This window comes from Cereibacter sphaeroides 2.4.1 (assembly GCF_000012905.2).
GTDB classification, from domain to species: Bacteria; Pseudomonadota; Alphaproteobacteria; order Rhodobacterales; family Rhodobacteraceae; genus Cereibacter_A; species Cereibacter_A sphaeroides.
The window spans coordinates 711,593-730,617 of the sequence record NC_007493.2 but is presented as its reverse complement, the minus strand read 5'-3'; the positions used below and the strand labels follow the sequence as shown (position 1 = coordinate 730,617).

Genomic DNA, 19,025 nt, shown 5'->3' with positions numbered 1-19,025 from the left:
CTTCCTCACTCGGCTGCTTTTATGTCTGCGCCCAATATGGGGAGCTGGACCTCGAATACAGCCCCGCCGCCGTCGGCGTTCCGTGCCGTCAGTCGTCCGCCGAGGTCCGTCACGATGCCGGAGGAGATCGCGAGGCCGAGGCCCACGCCCTCACCGGGCTTCTTGGTGGTGTAGAAAGGCTCGAACAGGTTGTCGAGATCTTCGATCCCGTGGCCGTTGTCGCGCACGGTAAGCGTCGCGGTCTCGCCCGCGGCCAGCACGAGGTCGATCTGCGGCGAGGGCACGATCTTCGTCGCGTCCAGCGCATTGCGCAGGAGGTTGATGATGACCTGCTCGAGCCGGAGCCGGTCGGCCATCACCATCACCGGCTGACGCGGCAGGGTGCGGGTGATGCGGACCACGCGGATCTTCAGCTGCGGCTCCATCATCGTGAGCGCCGAGGAGACGCAGAGGCGCATGTCCACCGGCTCGAAGGCCTCGCCGCCCTTGCGGGCATAGGACTTGAGCTGGCGCGTGATGGCGCCCATGCGCTCGATCAGATCGTCGATGCGCTGGAAGGAGGCCAGCGCCTCCTCGGTCCGCCGCCGCTGGAGAAGCAGCTTGGCCCCCGCCAGATAGGTCTTCATGGCGGCGAGCGGCTGGTTCAGCTCGTGGCTCACCGCGGCCGACATCTCGCCCAGAGCCGCGAGCTTCGAGGACTGCGCGAGGGTCAGTTCCGCCACGGCGAGGTCCTTCTGCACCTTTTCGCGCTCGGCGATTTCGCGCTGCAAACGCGCGTTGAGCAGGCGCAGTTCCGCCGACTCGCGCTGGAAGGACATGCTCTGCGACCAGGCGCGGCGCGACAGGACATAGAAGGTCAGGGCGAGCAGGATCGCAAAGCCCATGATCTCGAGCGCGAGGATGCCGTTCACCCGCTCGCGCACGGAATCGTAGGCGGTGAAGGTCACGATGCGCCAGCCACGGAAGGGCACGCGGGCGTCGGTCTTCATGACCGCCTCGCCCTTCAGATAGGCGTCGGGCGGCTGCTGCGCCCAGTCGGCGGTCGCCTGAAGGGCGCGCCGGATCGCCGAGGGCGCATCGCGGGCGGCGAGCGCCTCCTTGATCGTGAGGCCGCGCCAGCGCGGCTCGGTGGCGAGGATCACGGTGCCGGTGCTGTCGGTCACCATCACGGCATCCTGCAGCCCGGCCCAGGCGCGCTCGTATTTCATCAGATCGACCGCCACCACGATCACCCCCACCAGCCGGTTGTCCGAGAGGATCGCCTTGGAATAGGTGAAGTCGAAGATGCCCGCGTCGCGCTGCGCCGCGGTGAAGACCGTGTCGCGGGCGCGCTGCGCATCGATGAAATAGGGCTGGCTGCGGTGGTTGGTGCCGATCAGGTTGCGGTTGGTGGCGCCCACCGTGCGGCCGTCGCGGTCCAGCAGCATGATCGAGGCGGCGCCGATCTCGGTCTGGAACGAGATCAGCCGCTGCGACGTGGTCGAGAAGTCGCCCGAGCCGAGCGCCCCGATCAGCGAGGGATCGCGGGCGAGAAGGAGCGGCACGACGGAGGTCCGCTGCAGCTCGGTCAGCATGTTGCCCGAATAGAGCGCGAGACGCAGCTCGGCGCGCGAGCGCGTGCTCTCGGTGAAGCGCTCGCTCATCCAGCGGTTGGTGACGAGGACCACCGCCACGGCCACCACGATGATGGCCACGACGGCGATCTTCACCCGCCGGCCGTGACCCGGCGGCGGCACCGGCGCGTCATTCTGAAAGCCCGTGTCCTGCATGGGCGCGACGTTACTGAAGGGCGCTTGTCGCAACAAGCGCGGCCCGATCAAACCAGCGCCATCCCGCCCAGCAGCGCGCGGAAGAGGCCCATCCCGTCGGCCCCGCCCTGCGCCTCCTCGACCGCCCGCTCGGGGTGCGGCATGAGGCCGAGAACGCGGCGGTTCGCGGAGAGGATACCGGCGATGTCCTCCATCGAGCCGTTGGGATTGTCGAGATAGGTGAAGGCGACCCGATCCTCGCCGCGCAGCCGCGCCAGCGTCTCGGGGTCGGCGGTGTAATTGCCGTCATGATGCGCGATGGGGAAGCGGACCGCATCGCCTGCGGCCCAGCCCGAGGTGAAGGCGCTGTCGGCCGTGGCCACACGCAGATCCACGCGGCGGCAGATGAACTTCAGCCCCGCGTTGCGCATCAGCGCGCCCGGCAGGAGGCCGGTCTCGGTCAGCACCTGAAAGCCGTTGCAGATGCCCAGCACATAGCCGCCGCGCTCGGCATGGCGGATCATGGCGGCGGCGATGGGCGAGCGGGCGGCGATGGCCCCGCAGCGCAGGTAGTCGCCGAAGGAGAAGCCCCCGGGCACGCCCACCACGTCGACGCCCTCGGGCAGCGCGGTGTCCTTGTGCCAGACGCGGGTGACATCGGCGCCGGCCTTCTCGAAGGCGGTGGCGAGGTCACGGTCGCAGTTGGACCCGGGGAAGGTGATGACGGCGGCTTTCATCGGCGGCGCTCCGGCTGGCAGAACTGGGGGCGATGGCCACGAGCCTGCGCTCGCGGTCAGGAAGAGGCGGAGGACCCCGGAGGGGTCCGGCAGGCACCCGCGCCTGCGACAGCGCGGATCGGCCCGCCCGAACGGCCCCGGGAGGGGCCTCCGATGCCGGGCCGGACCCGGAAGGCCCCGGAGGGCCCTGCGGCATGGCAGGGCGGAGCGCGGCACGCTCCGCCGGGGCGGTCAGGCGATCTCGACCGTGTATTTCTCGATCACCGTGTTGGCGAGCAGCTTCTCGCACATCCGGCGCACTTCGGCCTCGGCCTCGGCACGGTCGGTGGCAGTCAGATCGAGCTCGATCACCTTGCCCTGACGCACGCCCTCGACACCCGAGAAGCCGAGCGTGCCGAGCGCATGTTTCACCGCCTCGCCCTGCGGATCGAGGACGCCATCCTTCAGCATGACATGGACGCGGGCTTTCATCGCAGCGAGGCCTTTCAGTTGATCAGCGTGGGCTTGGGAGAATGGGTGACGTTCGAGGGCAGCACCCCCAGACGCCGGGCGAGTTCGGTATAGACGTCCTGCAGCGGGCCGGGCTCGCGCGGGGCCCCGCCCTCGCCCTCGGCGCGGACGTCCCAGAGGCGGCAGCTGTCGGGGCTGATCTCGTCGGCCACGATCAGGCGCATGTAGTCGCCCTCCCAGATCCGGCCGACCTCGATGCGGAAGTCCGCCAGCCGGATGCCCACGCCCATCATCACGCCCGACAGGAAGTCGTTCACGCGGAGCGCCAGCGCCACCACATCGTCGAGATCCTGCTGGCTGGCCCAGCCGAAGGCGATGATATGTTCTTCGGACACCAGCGGGCAGCCGAGCTTGTCGTCCTTGAAGTAATATTCCACGATCGGCCGCGGCAGCGGCGTGCCCTCGGGGATGCCCAGCCGTTTCGAGATCCCGCCCGCGGCGAAATTGCGGACCACCACCTCGAGCGGGATGATCTCGGCCATCCTGACCAGCTGCTCGCGCATGTTCAGGCGGCGGATGAAGTGGGTCGGAACGCCGATGGCGTTGAGACCGTTCATGAAGAACTCGGACAGCCGGTTGTTGAGGACGCCCTTGCCCTCGAGCGCGGTCTGCGGCGGGGTCGAGGCGGCGCTTCCGTCGTCCTTGAAGTACTGGATCAGCGTCCCGGGTTCGGGCCCCTCGTAGAGGATCTTGGCCTTGCCCTCGTAGACCTTCTTGCGACGTGCCATGCACACTCCGATCGAACGACGAAGAGGGCGCGCAGGGCGCGCCCCGTTCAGGTTGATCTGGCCTATAAGCCAAGCGGCCCCCGCTCGCAAGGCAATCGCGGATCCGCGGCCCTCGGCGCACTTGCCCGGCCCTGCGCGCGAGGGCATATCAGAAACGGAGCCATGCCACGGGAGGAGCCATCATGACCACCTTCGATGACCGCGAGCGCGCGTTCGAAAGCAAGTTCGCGCATGACGCAGAAATGCAGTTCCGGGCCGAGGTGCGCCGCAACAAGCTGGTGGGCCTCTGGGCGGCCGAGCTTCTGGGCAAGACCGGCGAAGAGGCGCAGGTCTATGCCCGCGCGGTGATCCAGGCCGACCTGCACGAGCCCGGCTTCGAGGATGTGGTGCGCAAGGTCTCGGCCGATCTCGGCGACCGGGCCTCGGCCGACATGGTGCGCGGCAAGATGCTCGAGCTTCTGCCGGTGGCCAAGGCGCAGCTGATGACCGAGACGCAGGCCTGAGCGTCGTCCGCGCAAGGCGCGGCCGCAACGCGACCGAAGCGCTCGGCCCGTGGTCGATGCCCGTGCCGGGCGCGGCAGCGACGGTTCGGCGCGGCAGCAGCGGGAACGGGCTTTTCGGGACAATTGGATTTGCCTCGCGGCTCGCTGCATGGCAGAGCTTCGCGCGCCGGGGCGCCCGCGCCCTTCCGTCCCTGATCCCAGCGAGGACAAGATGACCGACGCCCTTTCCCGACTGCTCCGGACCCGCGACTGGCTCATGGCCGACGGCGCGACGGGGACGAACCTCTTCAACATGGGCCTGTCGTCGGGCGAGCCGCCGGAACTGTGGACCGTCGACCGCCCCGACAATATCCGCAGCCTCTACCGCGCGGCGGTGGAGGCGGGATCGGACATCTTCCTGACCAACAGCTTCGGGGGCAATGCGGCCCGGCTGAAGCTGCACGAGGCGCAGGGCCGGGTGGGCGAGCTGAACCGCATCGCGGCCGAACTCGGGCGCGAGGTGGCCGATGCCGCGGGCCGTCCGGTGGTCGTGGCGGGATCGATGGGCCCCACCGGCGAAATCTTCGAGCCGATGGGCACCCTCACCCACCGGATGGCGGTCGAGATCTTCCACGAGCAGGCCGAGGCGCTGAAGGCCGGGGGCGCGGATGTGCTCTGGGTCGAGACCATCTCGGCGGCCGAGGAATTCAAGGCGGCGGCCGAGGCGGCCCGGCTGGCGGGGATGCCCTGGTGCGGCACGATGAGCTTCGACACCGCGGGCCGGACCATGATGGGGATCACGGCCGCGGCCCTCGTCGATCTGGTCACGAAGCTGCCGAACCCGCCGCTCGCCTTCGGCGCGAACTGCGGCGTGGGCGCCTCGGACCTCTTGCGCACGGTGCTGGGCTTCGCCGCACAGGGCATCGAGGTGCCGATCATCGCCAAGGGCAATGCGGGGATCCCGAAATATCACGACGGCCACATCCATTACGACGGGACGCCCGAGCTGATGGCGGAATATGCGGTGCTGGCCCGCGACGCGGGCGCGCGGATCATCGGCGGCTGCTGCGGGACGATGCCGGAGCATCTGAAGGCGATGCGGGCGGCGCTCGAGGGCCGTCCGCGCGGGCCCCGGCCCTCGCTCGAGACGATTTCGGAGACGCTGGGGGGCTTTTCCTCGGCCTCGGACGGGTCGGACGATGCGGGCCCCACGCGCGAGCGGCGCCGGCGGCGGAGCTGAGGAGCCGCCGGGGGCGGGGCTGTCTGCCCCTCCCCCGGACCCCCGCCCCGAGGATATTTTTCCAGAGTGAAAGCGAAGGGTTCGGGCGTTTCCGAACCTAGAGCAGGCTGAGCTGGTCGCCCGGGCGCGGCGGCGGGCGGAAGAGATCGGAGCGGAGCGGGGGCTGCGCCCGGTCGAGCCCGTGGCGCGCGGCGGCGAGCCGGAAGCGGCGCGCGATGAGGTCGGCCCAGATGCCCTCGCCGCGCATCCGCTTGCCGAAGGCCGGATCGTAGTCGCGTCCGCCGTGGATCTCGCGGATCCGGGCCAGCATCTTGGCCGCGCGGTCGGGGTAATGTTCCTCGGCCCAGGCGCGCAGGAGCGGCGCCACCTCGCGCGGCAGGCGCAGCACGATCCAGCTGGCGGCCACCGCCCCTGCTCCGGCCGTCGCTGCGAGGAGGCGGTCGAGCTCGCTGTCGGTCAAGCCCGGGATGACCGGGGCAATCATGGCCCGCACCGGGACGCCCGCCTCGGCCAGCCGCCGGATGGTCTGGAGTCGCCGCGCGGGAGAGGGCGCGCGGGGTTCGAGCCTGCGCGAGAGGTTCGGATCGAGCGTCGTGACCGAGAGGCCCACGCGCAGAAGGCCTTCGGCGGCCATCGGCGCGAGCAGGTCGAGGTCCCGCTCGATGAGTGTGCCCTTCGTCGTGATCGCGACGGGATGGCGGAAGGCCGCGAGCACCTCCAAGATCTCGCGCATGAGCCGGTGCGTGGCCTCGATCGGCTGGTAGGGATCGGTGTTGGTGCCGAGCGCGATCGGCGCTGCGCGATAGGATCGCGCGCGGAGCTCGCGCTCGAGCACGGCGGCGATGCCGGGGCGCGCGATCAGCCGGGTCTCGAAATCGAGACCCGGCGAGAGGTTCAGATAGGCATGGCTGGGGCGGGCGAAGCAGTAGATGCAGCCGTGCTCACAGCCGCGGTAGGGATTGACCGAACGGTCGAAGGGCAGGTCCGGCGAGCGGTTGTAGGTGAGCGCGGAGCGCGGCCGCTCGATCCTGACCTCGGTGCGCAGGAGCCGCTCCTCCTCGGGCAGATCCCAGCCGTCGTCGAACGCCTCGCGCCGCTCGGTCTCGAACCGGCCGGTCTCGTTGGCGAGCGCCCCGCGGGCTCGCAGGCGCAGGGTGGGCGAAAGGCTGGGATCGCGCGAAGACATGGACGCATCCTAGAACGCAAAGGGAACGAAAGCCAGACCTTCCGCAGCGGCGAAGCGCGCTGTCGGCTTTCATCCGCCCCATGTCGCAAACCGATGAGTGTCCGCGGACCTTTGGCCGCATTCAGTCGGAAACCCCTACTCCCTCAGGAGCCCGCCATGGCTGACGACGAAGAGATCATCCTGTCCGAACTCGATGACGAGGAGCTAGTGCTGCAGATGCACGACGACCTCTATGACGGGATGAAGGACGAGATCGAGGAGGGGGTGAACATCCTCATCGAGCGCGGCTGGACGCCCTATGACGTGCTGACGAAGGCCCTCGTGTCGGGCATGACCATCGTGGGCAACGACTTCCGCGACGGCATCCTCTTCGTGCCGGAGGTGCTGCTCGCCGCGAACGCCATGAAGGCGGGCATGACGATCCTGAAGCCGCTTCTGGTCGAGACCGGGGCGCCGCGGATGGGCAAGATGGTGATCGGCACCGTCAAGGGCGACATCCACGACATCGGCAAGAACCTCGTGGCCATGATGATGGAGGGCGCGGGCTTCGAGGTGGTGGATCTGGGCATCAACAATCCGGTCGAGAAATATCTCGAGGCGCTGGAGACCGAGAAGCCCGACATCCTCGGCATGTCGGCGCTGCTGACCACCACGATGCCCTACATGAAGGTCGTGATCGACACGATGAAGGAAAAGGGCGTGCGCGACGACTATATCGTGCTCGTGGGCGGCGCGCCGCTGAACGAGGAGTTCGGCCGTGCCATCGGGGCCGATGCCTATTGCCGCGACGCGGCGGTGGCGGTCGAGACGGCCAAGGTGCAGGTCGCGCGGCGTCACAACCGTCTGAACGCCTGAGGCCTTTTCCCGGGCGGCGGGAATGCTCATCTTGAGGGAAAGGAGCCCTGCCATGCCGCCCGCCCTCCTGTTCGCCATGATCGCGACCGTCCTCCTCGCTGCAGGGGTGACGGTCGCGCTGTTTCACGGGGCGGGATGGCCGCTCGGCGCGCTGGGGCTGGTGGCGCTGGTGGCGAGCCTCCTCCTGCGGCTGCGGGGGCCGTGATGGGCCCCGACGACCGCCGCCTGTCCGACGAGGGGCTGGCGCCCGAGGGCACGGGCCGCATCCGCCTCATTGCCTGCGGGGCGCTGGCCCACGAGATCCTGGCGCTGAAGCGGGCGAACGGCTGGGACCATCTCGACCTGCAGTGCCTGCCCGCCAAGCTCCATCTCCGACCCGAGAAGATCGTCGAAGCGGTCGAGGCGGCGGTGCGCGCGGCCGACGGGCCTGTCTTCGTGGTCTATGCCGATTGCGGCACCGGCGGCGCGCTGGAGCGGAAATGCCAGGAACTTGGCGTCGAGATGGTCGAGGGGCCGCACTGCTATTCCTTCTTCGAGGGCAATGCGGCCTTCGCCGCCCGCGCCGACGAGGAATTCACCGCCTTCTACCTGACCGACTTCCTCGTGCGGCAGTTCGATGCCTTCGTCTGGCGCCCGATGGGGCTCGACCGGCATCCCGAGCTTCGCGACATGTATTTCGGCCATTACACGACCCTCGTCTATCAGGCGCAGACCGAGGATCCGGCGCTCGACGCCAAGGCCGAGGACTGCGCCCGCAGGCTGGGGCTCGCCTACCAGCGGCGCTTCACCGGATATGGCGATCTGGCGCCGCGGCTGGCGGGCCTCGGGGGCTGAAGCGCCCGGGCGTCGCCTGAGACGGTCGGACCGTTTCTCCGGCGGCCTCTTGCGCGTGCCCGGGCTGCGCGGCGGACGGGCTCTTTCCGCCGCCTCCCCCTTGGCTTAGGGTCGCGGCACGGCAAGGAGGAGATCATGCGGATCGACGCGGCACTCGGCGACATCGAAGCGGTTCTGGGCGAGCGGCTCTCGCGCTCGCGTCCGGTGCGCGAGCAGCATGCCCAGAGCGAGACGCATCTTCATGCAGGTCCGCCCGATGCGGTGGCCTTTCCGCGCTCGACGGCCGAGGTGGCGCGGATCGCCGAGATCTGCACCGCTCACCGCGTGCCGATGGTGGGCTGGGGCGCGGGCACCTCGCTCGAAGGGCACGCGCTGGCGCTGAAAGGCGGGGTCACCATCGACTTCGCCCAGATGGACCGGATCCTCGAGCTGCGACCCGAGGACATGATCGTGCGCGTCCAGCCCGGCCTCACCCGCGAGGGGCTGAACGCGGCGCTGCGCGACACGGGCCTGTTCTTCCCGGTCGATCCCGGCGCCGATGCCAGCCTCGGCGGCATGGCCGCGACCCGCGCCTCGGGGACGACGGCGGTGCGCTACGGCACGATGCGCGACAATGTGCTGGGGCTCGAGGTGGTGCTGTCCGACGGGCGGGTGATCCGCACCGGCACCGCGGCGCCGAAGAGCTCCTCGGGCTACGATCTGACCGCGCTGATGGTGGGGTCGGAAGGCACGCTCGGCCTCATCACCGAGCTCACGCTGCGGCTTCACGGCCAGCCCGAGGCGGTGTCGGCCGCCGTCTGCGCCTTCCCCGACATGGGCGCGGCGGTGGGCTGCGTGATCGAAACGATCCAGCACGGCATCCCGATGGCGCGGATCGAATTTCTCGATGCGGCTTCGGTCACCGCCTGCAACGCCTATGCGCAGATGGAGATGCCGGCGGTGCCGCATCTGCTGATCGAGTTCCACGGCACCGAGGCGGGCGTGGCCGAGCAGGCGGAGCGCTTCGGCGAGATCGCGGCCGAGCACGGGTCTGCGGACTTCCAGTGGGCCACGCGGACCGAGGACCGGGCGCGGCTCTGGAAGATGCGCCACGCGGCCTACCGCGCCTGCCTCGCGCTGCGCCCCGGCGCCGAGGGCTGGGTCACGGATGTCTGCGTGCCGATCTCGCGGCTGGCCGAGGCGGTCGAGGAGACGCAGGCCGATCTCGCGGCGAGCCCGGTGCCGGGACCGATTCTCGGCCATGTGGGCGACGGCAACTTCCATGCGATCCTGCTGGTCGATCCCCAGAGCGCGGAGGAGCTGGCCGAGGCGAAGCGCCTGTCGGGCCGGATGGCCGAGCGGGCGCTGCGGCTCGGCGGGACGGTCACGGGCGAGCACGGGATCGGCTTCGGCAAACTCGGCTACATGGAGGCCGAACATGGCGCGGGCTGGGCGGTGATGGGCGCGATCAAGCAGGCGCTCGATCCGCTGGGGCTGCTGAATCCCGGCAAGATGGTGGCTTCGGCATGAGCGCGCCCACACCGGAAGATTTCCACCGCCGCTTCGCCGCCCTCTGGGCCGCCCGCGATGCCGAGGCCCTGTCCGAGCTTCTGGCGCAGGATGCGACCATGCTCACCCTCACCGGCCTCTGGTGCGAGGGGCGCAAGGAGATCCTCGCCGCGCTGAAGGCCGAACTGTCGGGCGCCTTCGCCCGCTCGCGGCTGGTGACCGGCAAGACCGACCTGCGGCCGCTCGGGCCCGGGGCGACGCTGGTCCATCAGCGCTTCGTGCTCTCGGGGCTGGTCGATGCCGAAGGGCGCGACGCGGGGCGGATCGGGGCGGTGCTGACGGCCGTGCTGCTCGCGCGCAAGGCGGGAAGCGACGCCGTCACGCTGCATTTCACGGTGGTCGAGGGCTAAGGCGCGCCGGTCAGTCGAGCAGCGCGCGGGCCGCCTCGCGCGCGGCATCGGTGATCGTGTCGCCTGCGAGCATCCGGGCGATCTCCTCGATCCGGTCGCCCGCGCCGAGCGGGCTCACGGTCGAGGTGGTCATGCCATGCGCCACCCGCTTCTCGACTCGCCAGTGATGCGCCCCGAGGGCGGCCACCTGCGGCGAGTGGGTCACGACCAGCACCTGCGCACCCTCGGCCAGCGCCTTCAGGCGCCGCCCCACGGCGTCGGCGGTGGCGCCCCCTACCCCGCGGTCGATCTCGTCGAAGATCAGCGTGAGGCCCGGGCTGTCGCCCGTCAGACAGACCTTGAGCGCCAGCAGGAAGCGCGAGAGCTCGCCGCCCGAGGCGATGCGGTTCAGGGGCCCCGCGGGCGCGCCGGGGTTGGTGGCCACCGTGAAGGCCACAGCGTCGCGCCCCTCGGGGCCGGGATCGGCCTCCGTCACCTGCGTCTCGAACACCGCGCGCTCCATCTTGAGCGGCGCGAGTTCGGCGGCCATGGCGGCATCGAGCCGGCCCGCGGCCCCGCGGCGCGCCTCGGAGAGGATCGCGGCCTCGGCCTCCCACGCGGCTTCCGCCTCGGCCAGCGCCCGGCGCAGCGCGTCGATCTGCTTCGTGCCGCCGTCGAGCGCTGCCAGACGGCCGCGCAGCTCCTCGGCGAAGGTGCCGAGTTCGTCGGGCAGCACTGAATGTTTCCGCGCCAGCGCCCGGATCGCGAAGAGCCGCTCTTCCAGCGCCTCGAGATCGCGCGGGTCGAAGTCGAGATCGGCGAGGCAGGCTTCTACCCCGTCCTGCGCCTCGCCCAGCTCCAGCAGCGCGCGCGACAGCGCGGCGAGCGGCGCCTCCAGCCGGTTGCCGGCCCGGTCGGAGGCGGTCTCGAGCCAGCGCAGCGCATCGACCAGCAGCGTCTCGGCCCCCTCGGCGGAGAGCGCGCGATGGGCGCGGGCGATGTCGTCGCGGATCTTCTCGGCGCCCTGCATCTCGCGGCGGCGGGTGTCGAGCAGCGCCTCTTCGCCCGGCTGCGGATCGAGCTTGTCGAGCTCGGCCACGGCGTGCCGCAGGAAATCCTCTTCGGCGCGCACGGCGGCCAGCGCTTCCTCGGCGGCCAGCAGCGTACGCCGCGCGGTGCCGAGCGCCGTCCAGGCGCGGCGGCAGGCCGAGAGGTCGAGCCCCGCGAATGTGTCGAGCATCTGCCGATGGCCGCGCGGGTTCAGAAGGCCGCGGTCATCGTGCTGACCATGCAGCTCCACCAGCCGGTCCGACAGGCCCCGCAGCACCTCGCCCGACACCCGGCGGTCATTGACCCAGGCGGTCTTGCGGCCGTCGGCGAAATTCACGCGGCGCAGGATCAGCTCGTCCTCGGCCTCGATCCCCGCCTCGTCGAGCACGGCGCGGGCGGCATGGCCGGGCGGCAGGTCGAAGACGGCCGTCACCTCGCCCTTGTCCGCGCCCGCGCGCACGAGTTCGGCCCGGCCGCGCCAGCCCAGCACGAAGCCCAGCGAGTCGAGCAGGATCGACTTGCCCGCCCCCGTCTCGCCGGTGAGCACGTTCAGCCCCGGCTGGAAGGCCAGCGAGAGCCGGTCGATGATGAGCATGTCGCGGATGTCAAGCGAGCGCAGCATTGCCCTGCCTCGTGAGGTTCGCGCGCGTCAGAGCCACTCGCCGCGGATCATCTGGCGATAGACCTTCGAGAGCCAGCTGTCGCCCTTGGCCTCCATCGAGAGGCCGCGCCCGGTGAGGAGCTTGTAGCTGTCCTCGTAGAACGGGCTCGAGCGGTAGTTGTGCCCGAGGATCGCGCCGGCGGTCTGCGCCTCGTTGACGAGCCCGAGGGCGAGGTAGCTTTCCACCAGTCGGTGCAGCGCCTCGGCCGTGTGGGTCGTGGTCTGGAAATCCTCGACCACGGTGCGGAAGCGGTTGATCGCGGCGGTGTAATGGCCGCGCTTGAGGTAGTAGCGGCCGATCTCCATCTCCTTGGCGGCGAGATGGTCGAAGGCCAGATCGAACTTCAGGATCGCGGACTGGGCATATTCGCTCTCGGGATAATCCTCGATCACGACGCGCAGCGCCTGCAGCGCCTGGAAGGTCAGGCCCTGGTCGCGGCCCACCTCGTCGATCTGGTCGTAATAGGACAGCGCCAGCAGATACTGCGCATAGGCCGCATCCTCGTCCCCCGGATAGAAGTCGAGGAATCGCTGCGCGGCACCGCGCGCCTCTTCGTAGTCCTTGGCCTTGTGATAGCTGTAGGCCTGCATGATGAGCGCGCGCTTGGCCCATTCCGTGTAGGGATAAAGGCGCTCCACCTCGGAGAAATAGCGGATCGCGCGGTCGGGCTTGGTGCGGGCCTCGAGCTCGTATTCGCCGCGCTGATAGATCTGCTCGGCGGTGAAATTCTCCAGAGGCGGCTCTTTCTGGCTGCCCCCACCACAGCCGGCCATCAGCGCGACACAGAGGGCCGTGCCGAGCAACCGCGCGCCAGACTTCACCATGTTCCGCTTACCTCTGCCCTCTGCCCCGTCAGACCATAGCCCGACGGCTGTTTGCCCGGTTCCTAGCACAGAAAAATCCGGGGCGCAAAACGCCTTTGCGCCCCGTCGCCAGGATCAGCGCAGTGCAGGGACGTCCGACCGGTGGACGCCCACGCCCGGCAGCTTGCAGCCCGTCATGAGGCCGCAGTCCACGAGACGGAAAGCGTCGCGGCGGGCGAAGAGCGTCCGCAGCAGCCGGTTGGTCAGCGCGTGGCCGGCGCGGATGCCGGTGTAGCGGCCGATGATCGGGCCGCCCGCGAGCGAAAGGTCGCCGAGCGCGTCGAGCATCTTGTGGCGCACCGGCTCGTCGGCATGGCGCAGGCCGCCCGGCGAGAGGATGCGGTCGCCCTCGAACACGACGGCATTCTCGAAGGTGCCGCCGAGGGCGAGACCGTTCGCGCGCATCGCATCCACATCCGCCTGACGGCAGAAGGTGCGGCTGTCGCAGAGCTCGCGCACGAAGGCGCCATTGGCCATGTTGAGCGACTTCTCCTGACGGCCGATGGCCGCCTCGGCGAATTCGATCGAGAAGTCGATCTCGAAATCGTCGGCGGGCTCGAGCCGGGCCACCGCCTCGCCTTCGCGCACTTCGACCGGCTCGAGGATGCGGATCGCCCGCACCGGCTCGGCCTGTTCGCGGATGCCGCGGGCGAGGAAGGCCTCGACGAAGGGCACCGACGAGCCGTCGAGGATCGGAACCTCGGGGCCGTCGATCTCGATCAGCGCATTGTGAATGCCGCAGCCGGCGAGGGCCGCCATCACATGCTCGATGGTCGAGACCGTCACGCCCGAGGGATTCGCGATCAAGGTGCAGAGGCGCGAGGGCACCACCGCGTCCCAGCGCGCCGGGATCAGCGCGTCGCCCGAGGTCACGTCCACGCGGCGGAACCAGATGCCGTAGTCGGCGGAGGCGGGCTTCACGACCATGCGGACAGGCTCGCCGGAATGGAGCCCGACGCCGGTGAATTTCGCTGCGGATTTCAGAGTGCTCTGCACGGCCTTGTCCTTTCCGGCTTGTGGTCCGGTTCACGTCGACGGCTTCAGTCCGTCTTGCCATCGTGAGTTAGGATGTCGCGCATTTCTTCTCAATTCACTCTTTGTGACCGCATGTAACAGAGAGACGTCATCGGCGCACCCTCTCCGCCGACCCGCCGGAACTGCTTGATCCGTAAAAGAAAAAGGCCCGGACGCGCCGGGCCTTTCCAAAAAGAGATGTGAACGGATCAGTTTGCCTGACGCCGCAGGAACGCCGGGATCTCGATGCGCTCCTGGTCGGCGGACATCTCCGGCTCGTCCTCGTAGCTCGTCACCGGCGGCTGCTGGCGCGACTGCTGCGGGCGCGGCTCGGGCTGCTGCTCGCCGTGGCCGGCCATCCGGTTGATGAGCGAGCCGATGCCGAAGCGCGGCTTCTCGGCCGAGGCGGCGGCGGCCGGACGCTGGACCGGAGCGGCGGGGCGTTGCTGGCCTGCGGCCATGCCGGGACGGTTCTGCGCCGGGTTCTTGTTCACCGCGGCCTGCAGGCGGGCGAGCGCTTCGGGCGAGGGCTGGCCGGGCGCGCGCGGACGGGGCGCCACGAAGGCGGCGGCGTCCTGCTCGTGCACGTTCGTCGCACGGGGCTGCGCCTGCGGCTGCGGGCGGTAGGCCGGCGGCGGCATGTCGTCCTCGTCGACGTAGTGGTCCTGCTCGTAATGCTGGCTGGCAGCCGGGTCGAAGTGGTGCGCCGCAGGCTCGGGCGCGGGCTGCGGCTCGGGTTGCGGCGCAGGCTGCGCAGCGGCCGGCTGGGCCGCGCGCGGGGCCGGCATCTCGCGACGCGGAGCGGGCTGCGGCGCCGGGGTGGGCTCGGGCTGCGAGAAGCTCGCGGGCAGCGGCGCGGCCATCGAGCGGCGCGGCACCGGCATGTCCTGCGCGGGCTTCGTGGCGTCGATGCCGGTGGCCACGACCGACACGCGGATCATGCCTTCCATCGAAGTGTCGAGGGTCGAGCCCACGATGATGTTGGCGTCCGAATCCACCTTCTCGCGGATGACGTTCGCCGCTTCGTCCAGCTCGAACAGCGTGAGATCGTAGCCGCCCGTGATGTTGATGAGCACGCCCTTGGCGCCGTTGAGGCTGATCTCGTCGAGCAGCGGGTTCGCGATGGCCTTCTCGGCGGCCTGCAGCGCGCGGTCTTCGCCCATCGCCTCGCCGGTGCCCATCATGGCCTTGCCCATCTCGTCCATCACCGCGCGCACGTCGGCGAAGTCGAGGTTGATGAGGCCCGGCCGCACCATCAGGTCGGTCACGCCCTTCACGCCCTGATAGAGCACGTCGTCGGCCAGCGCGAAGGCCTCGGTGAAGGTCGTGCGCTCGTTGGCGAGGCGGAACAGGTTCTGGTTCGGAATGATGATGAGGGTGTCGACCACCTTCTGCAGCGCGTCGATGCCGTCCTCGGCCTGTCGCATCCGCTTGGCGCCCTCGAACTGGAAGGGCTTGGTCACGACGCCCACGGTCAGCACGCCCAGCTCGCGCGCGGCCTGTGCGATGATCGGCGCCGCGCCGGTGCCGGTCCCGCCGCCCATGCCGGCGGTGATGAAGCACATGTGCGCGCCCGCGAGATGGTCCACGATCTCCTCGATCGTCTCCTCGGCGGCGGCGGCCCCGACCGACGGACGGGCGCCCGCGCCGAGACCCTCGGTCACCTTCACGCCCATCTGGATCTTCGAGGTCGCGCGGCTCTGCTGGAGGGCCTGGGCGTCGGTGTTCGCCACGACGAACTCCACCCCTTCCAGCTGCTGCTCGATCATGTTGTTGACGGCATTGCCGCCGGCACCGCCTACACCGAACACGGTGATGCGCGGCTTCAGCTCTTCACGTGCGTTGTTCATCATGAGGTTGAGTGCCATTGCCAATCCGCCTGCTTGTCGTTGTCCTTCGGCGCGTTTAGCAGCGCCCTTCTCCGCATTGGAACGACCTTATCGGCAGACGCCGGAGTCGTCATCAAAAAAAGGCAAATTACCCACAAAATGTGGGTGATCGCCGGGCCGCGTAAGCGGTATTTCGCTGAGGACGCAGGATCTGGGGCTTACCAGTTGTCCTTGAACCATTTGATGGCCCTCCGCAGGGACCGGGCGGGATAGCGCTCTGCCGGAATGTCGAAATCCCACCATTCGTCCTGCGGATGGGCCGCAAAGAGGCAGAGCCCCACGGCCGAGGAGAAGCCCGGCCCGGAGACCTGCTGCGGCAGGCCCTGAACGCGCAGCGGGCGCCCCAGACGGACCCGCTGGCCGAGGATCCGGGCCGCGAGACCGTCGAGACCCGGGATCTGGCTGCCGCCCCCGGTGATGACGATCTGCTGGCTCGGCAGATGCTCGAAACCGGCCGCATCGAGACGCGCGCGCGCCTCTTCGAGGATCTCCTCGACGCGCGGACGCATGATGCCGATCAGCTCGGCCCGGCTGACGGTGCGGCGGTCCTTGTCCCAGTCGCCGGTGTCCGCGCCGATGTCGATCATCTCGCGGTCGTCCATGCCGGTGGCCACGACGCCGCCGTGCCGCGTCTTGATCTTCTCGGCGGTGGCAAGCGGCACCTGCAGGCCCTTGGAAATGTCCGAGGTCACATGGTCGCCGCCCATCCGCACCGAATCCGCGAAGATCATGTGCTTCTTGATGAAGATCGACAGGCCCGTGGCACCGCCGCCCATGTCGATGCAGGCGGCCCCCAGCTCCTGCTCGTCCTCGACGAGCGACGAGACGCCCGAGACATAGGCCGAGGAGGCGATCCCCGCGAGTTCGAGGTCGCAGCGCTTGATGCAGTAGAGCAGGTTCTGGATCGCGTCCGCCTCGACGGTGAGCAGGTGCATGTCCACCGCCAGCCGGTTGCCGATCTGGCCCCGCGGATCGCCGAGCCCGGTGCGGTGGTCGAGGGCGAAGTTCACCGGCTGGGCGTGCAGCACCTCGCGGCCCTGACCGAAGTCGGGCACGTCGCAGGCGGCCATCACGCGGGCCACATCCTGCTCGGTCACGACCGAATCCTGCAGCTCCCACTCGCCCGCGAGGCCGTAGCTGCGCGGATCGGCGCCGGCGAAACAGGCGATCACATGGTCCACCCGGACGTTGGCCATCTTCTGCGCCGCCTGCACCGCGGTGCGGATCGCGCGCTCGGTCTCGTTCATCACCGAGATCTCGCCGAAATGCACCCCGCGCGACCGGGTGGTGGCGGCCCCGATGACCCGGAACGAGGACTGCCCGGCCATCGGCCCCACCCCGTCATGCTCGCGCAGCCGGTCCGGCCCGTCGAAGCGCAGGATCAGGCAGGTGATCTTGGAAGAGCCCACGTCGAGGATCGCGATCACGCCCCGCTGCATGGCGGCGCGGCGCATGTTCCGCATGGCGCGCTGGGACTGATAGAGGTCGGTCATAGGTCGCTTCCACTTGTATCAATGCCCCGCGCGCGGCGGACGGCGTTCAGGGCGTAGGGCGCGAGCCTCAGCACCGGACGGTCCTTGATGCGCAGGTCGACGGAAATCACGTCGCGGTCCAGAAGGTCCTCGGCCTCGTCGAGCGCGATCATCCGCTCGACGGCAGCCACGGGTTCCTCGACGGGCAGCTGAATGCGCTGCCCGCGGTCGAGCACGATGTCCCAGCGCCGCTCGCCCATCCGCACGAGCCCGCGGATCCGCTCGAGGATGGGGCGGGCGGCGGCGAGAATCTCGAGCGCCTCGGGCACGGCGCGCTCGGCGCCCTCGCCCGCGATCACCGCCAGATCGCCCCGCTCGCTGCGGAAGGCGAGATCGTCCACGCGGCGGCCGGTCCCGTCGAGAAGCACGAGGTTCGCGGCCCGGCGCCAGATGATCGCGGGTTCGCGCTCGGTCACGCGCACCTCGAGCAGTCCGCCCGAGCGCACCCGCACCTCGGCCTGCGCCACCGCGTCGATGCTCTCGATGCGGGCGCGGGCGGCGGTCAGGTCGATGTCGAACGAGCTGAGCGGCAGCTTCAGCGCCAGCGTGGCCCGGATCCGGTCTGAGAGTTCCGGCGAGGCGCCATCGACCGAAAGCAGCGTTACCATGAATTCGGGGCGTTGCTGGAAGCTGTCGACGAGGCCGGTGAAGGCGCCCGCCATGGCGGCGCGCCGGTCGGCGCTGGCGAAGATCAGCGCCACCACCAGCAGCACGCCCACGATCGGCAGCCCCACGCGGAGCGCCGTGCGGAACATGGGCGTGAGCCAGAGCCGCTGCGCGCGATAGGCCCAGCGCGAGGGCGCAGGGTCGCGGCGGCCGGTCTCGCGGCGCGGCGGCGCGAGCCGGGGGGTGCGGCGGTTCGGCGGGAAGCTCAGCGACTGCATGAGGCGTCCTCCACCAACCAGGCGCAGAACTCGGGGAAGGAATAGCCGCAATGCGCCGCCTGCTCGGGCGAGAGCGAGGTGGGGGTCATGCCCGGCTGAGTGTTGGTCTCAAGGAGGATCAGCCCCGCCAACCCGCGCGCTTCGTCCCAGCGCAGGTCCGAGCGCGAGATGCCGCGGCAACCGAGCGCGCGGTGGGCACGGAGTGCGATGTCGTGGCAGGCCTCGGTGATCTCGGCCGGCAGGTCCGCAGGCACGATATGACGCGAGCCGCCGGGACGGTATTTGGCGTCGTAATCGTACCAGCCGTCGGACAGGATATCGGTGACCGCGAGCACCCGGTCGCCCATCACGGTGACGGTGAGTTCGCGGCCGGGGACATAGGTCTCGACCATCAGGTCTTGCGGCATGTCGGCCGCGAGCTGCGGCGGACCGTTGGCATCCTCGTGCACGATATAGACGCCTACCGAAGAGCCCTCGGCATTGGGCTTGACCACATAGGGCGGCGGCAGGATGTGGCGCGCCCGTACCTCCTCGGGCGTGGCGAGCACGCTCTGGGTCACGGGCAGCCCGGCCGCGGCGAAGACCTCCTTCGCGCGGGCCTTGTCCATGGCCAGCGCCGAGGCCAGCACCCCGGAATGGGTGTAGGGAATGCGCAGCCACTCGAGCAGGCCCTGCACGCAGCCATCCTCGCCCCAGCGGCCGTGGAGCGCGTTGAAGACCGCATCGGGAGAAAGCTCCGCCAGCACGCGGGCGAGGTCGGGGCCGGCATCGACCTCCGTCACCTCATAGCCTGCGTCCCGCAGGGCTGCGCTGCACGAATGGCCCGACGACAGCGACACCTCGCGCTCGGTCGAGGCCCCGCCCATCAGCACAGCAACCCTGGGGAACGTCCTGCCGGACTGTCCCGCCATGTATCTTTTCCGCCTCAGCCGCG

General features: G+C 69.8%; 19 protein-coding genes. 7 read left to right on the top strand and 12 right to left on the bottom strand.

The features are described from left to right. Positions 1–5: 5 nt before the first annotated feature. From RSP_RS03655 to RSP_RS03640, 4 genes are all read right to left on the bottom strand, one after another. Entirely contained in the window at positions 6–1,769 is a 1,764-nt protein-coding gene (locus RSP_RS03655) for a sensor histidine kinase (protein ID WP_011337255.1), read from the bottom strand. A 47-nt stretch (positions 1,770–1,816) separates the two neighbouring features. Continuing rightward, on the bottom strand, positions 1,817–2,485 hold the full coding sequence (purQ, locus tag RSP_RS03650) for a phosphoribosylformylglycinamidine synthase subunit PurQ (RefSeq protein ID WP_002719283.1): 669 nt from the start codon (positions 2,483–2,485) through the stop codon (positions 1,817–1,819). A 231-nt stretch (positions 2,486–2,716) separates the two neighbouring features. Beyond that, positions 2,717–2,956 carry a phosphoribosylformylglycinamidine synthase subunit PurS gene (gene purS / locus RSP_RS03645; protein WP_011337254.1) on the bottom strand — a complete coding sequence of 80 codons (240 nt, stop codon included), beginning with the start codon at positions 2,954–2,956 and terminating at the stop codon, positions 2,717–2,719. 14 nt (positions 2,957–2,970) lie between these two features. After that, positions 2,971–3,723 carry a phosphoribosylaminoimidazolesuccinocarboxamide synthase gene (locus RSP_RS03640; RefSeq protein ID WP_002719281.1) on the bottom strand — a complete coding sequence of 251 codons (753 nt, stop codon included), beginning with the start codon at positions 3,721–3,723 and terminating at the stop codon, positions 2,971–2,973. A 182-nt stretch (positions 3,724–3,905) separates the two neighbouring features. Between RSP_RS03640 and RSP_RS03635 the strand changes: the two genes are divergently transcribed. Together RSP_RS03635 and bmt are read left to right on the top strand one after the other, a co-directional pair. Then, entirely contained in the window at positions 3,906–4,226 is a 321-nt protein-coding gene (locus RSP_RS03635; protein WP_002719280.1) for a DUF1476 domain-containing protein, read from the top strand. Between the two features lie 211 nt (positions 4,227–4,437). Further along, positions 4,438–5,445, top strand: a complete 1,008-nt coding sequence (gene bmt / locus RSP_RS03630) for a betaine--homocysteine S-methyltransferase (RefSeq protein WP_011337253.1) — start codon at positions 4,438–4,440, stop codon at positions 5,443–5,445. 97 nt (positions 5,446–5,542) lie between these two features. On the opposite strand, the gene RSP_RS03625 is transcribed toward bmt, so the two are convergent. Beyond that, on the bottom strand, positions 5,543–6,631 hold the full coding sequence (locus RSP_RS03625) for a PA0069 family radical SAM protein (RefSeq protein WP_011337252.1): 1,089 nt from the start codon (positions 6,629–6,631) through the stop codon (positions 5,543–5,545). A 156-nt stretch (positions 6,632–6,787) separates the two neighbouring features. Between RSP_RS03625 and RSP_RS03620 the strand changes: the two genes are divergently transcribed. The 5 genes from RSP_RS03620 (at position 6,788) to RSP_RS03605 (ending at position 10,218) form a co-directional block, all read left to right on the top strand. Continuing rightward, positions 6,788–7,486, top strand: a complete 699-nt coding sequence (locus tag RSP_RS03620; protein WP_002719277.1) for a corrinoid protein — start codon at positions 6,788–6,790, stop codon at positions 7,484–7,486. Positions 7,487–7,538: 52 nt separating this feature from the next. After that, positions 7,539–7,691: a hypothetical protein gene (locus RSP_RS22165; RefSeq protein WP_002719276.1), complete on the top strand. Its 153-nt coding sequence runs from the start codon at positions 7,539–7,541 to the stop codon at positions 7,689–7,691. Beyond that, positions 7,691–8,320, top strand: a complete 630-nt coding sequence (locus tag RSP_RS03615; protein ID WP_011337251.1) for a DUF1638 domain-containing protein — start codon at positions 7,691–7,693, stop codon at positions 8,318–8,320. The genes RSP_RS22165 and RSP_RS03615 overlap by 1 nt, the downstream gene beginning before the upstream one ends. A 135-nt stretch (positions 8,321–8,455) precedes the next feature. Continuing rightward, positions 8,456–9,829: an FAD-binding oxidoreductase gene (locus tag RSP_RS03610; RefSeq protein WP_011337250.1), complete on the top strand. Its 1,374-nt coding sequence runs from the start codon at positions 8,456–8,458 to the stop codon at positions 9,827–9,829. After that, positions 9,826–10,218 (top strand): SgcJ/EcaC family oxidoreductase, encoded by a 393-nt coding sequence (locus RSP_RS03605; RefSeq protein WP_011337249.1) that lies wholly within the window; start codon positions 9,826–9,828, stop codon positions 10,216–10,218. Before RSP_RS03610 ends, RSP_RS03605 begins: the two co-directional genes overlap by 4 nt. Before the next feature lie 10 nt (positions 10,219–10,228). Here RSP_RS03605 and recN read toward each other — a convergent pair whose 3' ends face one another. From recN to RSP_RS03570, 7 genes are all read right to left on the bottom strand, one after another. Then, the gene (gene recN, locus RSP_RS03600) at positions 10,229–11,869 is read right to left on the bottom strand and encodes a DNA repair protein RecN (protein ID WP_011337248.1); all 1,641 of its coding nucleotides are present in this window, start codon (positions 11,867–11,869) and stop codon (positions 10,229–10,231) included. A gap of 27 nt (positions 11,870–11,896) precedes the next feature. Then, on the bottom strand, positions 11,897–12,733 hold the full coding sequence (locus RSP_RS03595; protein ID WP_011337247.1) for an outer membrane protein assembly factor BamD: 837 nt from the start codon (positions 12,731–12,733) through the stop codon (positions 11,897–11,899). 114 nt (positions 12,734–12,847) lie between these two features. Beyond that, entirely contained in the window at positions 12,848–13,768 is a 921-nt protein-coding gene (gene lpxC, locus RSP_RS03590; protein ID WP_002719270.1) for a UDP-3-O-acyl-N-acetylglucosamine deacetylase, read from the bottom strand. A gap of 227 nt (positions 13,769–13,995) precedes the next feature. Next, positions 13,996–15,654: a cell division protein FtsZ gene (gene ftsZ, locus RSP_RS03585; protein WP_011337246.1), complete on the bottom strand. Its 1,659-nt coding sequence runs from the start codon at positions 15,652–15,654 to the stop codon at positions 13,996–13,998. A gap of 179 nt (positions 15,655–15,833) precedes the next feature. Beyond that, complete coding sequence (gene ftsA / locus RSP_RS03580; protein ID WP_002719268.1) at positions 15,834–17,168, bottom strand: cell division protein FtsA; 1,335 nt, start codon at positions 17,166–17,168, stop codon at positions 15,834–15,836. Next, positions 17,165–18,091 (bottom strand): cell division protein FtsQ/DivIB, encoded by a 927-nt coding sequence (locus RSP_RS03575; protein ID WP_011337245.1) that lies wholly within the window; start codon positions 18,089–18,091, stop codon positions 17,165–17,167. The genes ftsA and RSP_RS03575 overlap by 4 nt, the downstream gene beginning before the upstream one ends. Next, complete coding sequence (locus tag RSP_RS03570; RefSeq protein WP_011337244.1) at positions 18,079–19,002, bottom strand: D-alanine--D-alanine ligase; 924 nt, start codon at positions 19,000–19,002, stop codon at positions 18,079–18,081. Before RSP_RS03570 ends, RSP_RS03575 begins: the two co-directional genes overlap by 13 nt. Between the last annotated feature and the right edge of the window lie 23 nt (positions 19,003–19,025).

Bases quoted from the DNA above. Each gene is read 5' to 3' on its own strand.
- RSP_RS03655 (WP_011337255.1), bottom strand. From the start codon at position 1,769: ATGCAGGACACGGGCTTTCAGAATGACGCGCCGGTGCCGCCGCCGGGT.
- purQ (WP_002719283.1), bottom strand. From the start codon at position 2,485: ATGAAAGCCGCCGTCATCACCTTCCCCGGGTCCAACTGCGACCGTGAC.
- purS (WP_011337254.1), bottom strand. From the start codon at position 2,956: ATGAAAGCCCGCGTCCATGTCATGCTGAAGGATGGCGTCCTCGATCCG.
- RSP_RS03640 (WP_002719281.1), bottom strand. From the start codon at position 3,723: ATGGCACGTCGCAAGAAGGTCTACGAGGGCAAGGCCAAGATCCTCTAC.
- RSP_RS03635 (WP_002719280.1), top strand. From the start codon at position 3,906: ATGACCACCTTCGATGACCGCGAGCGCGCGTTCGAAAGCAAGTTCGCG.
- bmt (WP_011337253.1), top strand. From the start codon at position 4,438: ATGACCGACGCCCTTTCCCGACTGCTCCGGACCCGCGACTGGCTCATG.
- RSP_RS03625 (WP_011337252.1), bottom strand. From the start codon at position 6,631: ATGTCTTCGCGCGATCCCAGCCTTTCGCCCACCCTGCGCCTGCGAGCC.
- RSP_RS03620 (WP_002719277.1), top strand. From the start codon at position 6,788: ATGGCTGACGACGAAGAGATCATCCTGTCCGAACTCGATGACGAGGAG.
- RSP_RS22165 (WP_002719276.1), top strand. From the start codon at position 7,539: ATGCCGCCCGCCCTCCTGTTCGCCATGATCGCGACCGTCCTCCTCGCT.
- RSP_RS03615 (WP_011337251.1), top strand. From the start codon at position 7,691: ATGGGCCCCGACGACCGCCGCCTGTCCGACGAGGGGCTGGCGCCCGAG.
- RSP_RS03610 (WP_011337250.1), top strand. From the start codon at position 8,456: ATGCGGATCGACGCGGCACTCGGCGACATCGAAGCGGTTCTGGGCGAG.
- RSP_RS03605 (WP_011337249.1), top strand. From the start codon at position 9,826: ATGAGCGCGCCCACACCGGAAGATTTCCACCGCCGCTTCGCCGCCCTC.
- recN (WP_011337248.1), bottom strand. From the start codon at position 11,869: ATGCTGCGCTCGCTTGACATCCGCGACATGCTCATCATCGACCGGCTC.
- RSP_RS03595 (WP_011337247.1), bottom strand. From the start codon at position 12,733: ATGGTGAAGTCTGGCGCGCGGTTGCTCGGCACGGCCCTCTGTGTCGCG.
- ftsZ (WP_011337246.1), bottom strand. From the start codon at position 15,654: ATGGCACTCAACCTCATGATGAACAACGCACGTGAAGAGCTGAAGCCG.
- ftsA (WP_002719268.1), bottom strand. From the start codon at position 17,168: ATGACCGACCTCTATCAGTCCCAGCGCGCCATGCGGAACATGCGCCGC.
- RSP_RS03575 (WP_011337245.1), bottom strand. From the start codon at position 18,091: ATGCAGTCGCTGAGCTTCCCGCCGAACCGCCGCACCCCCCGGCTCGCG.
- RSP_RS03570 (WP_011337244.1), bottom strand. From the start codon at position 19,002: ATGGCGGGACAGTCCGGCAGGACGTTCCCCAGGGTTGCTGTGCTGATG.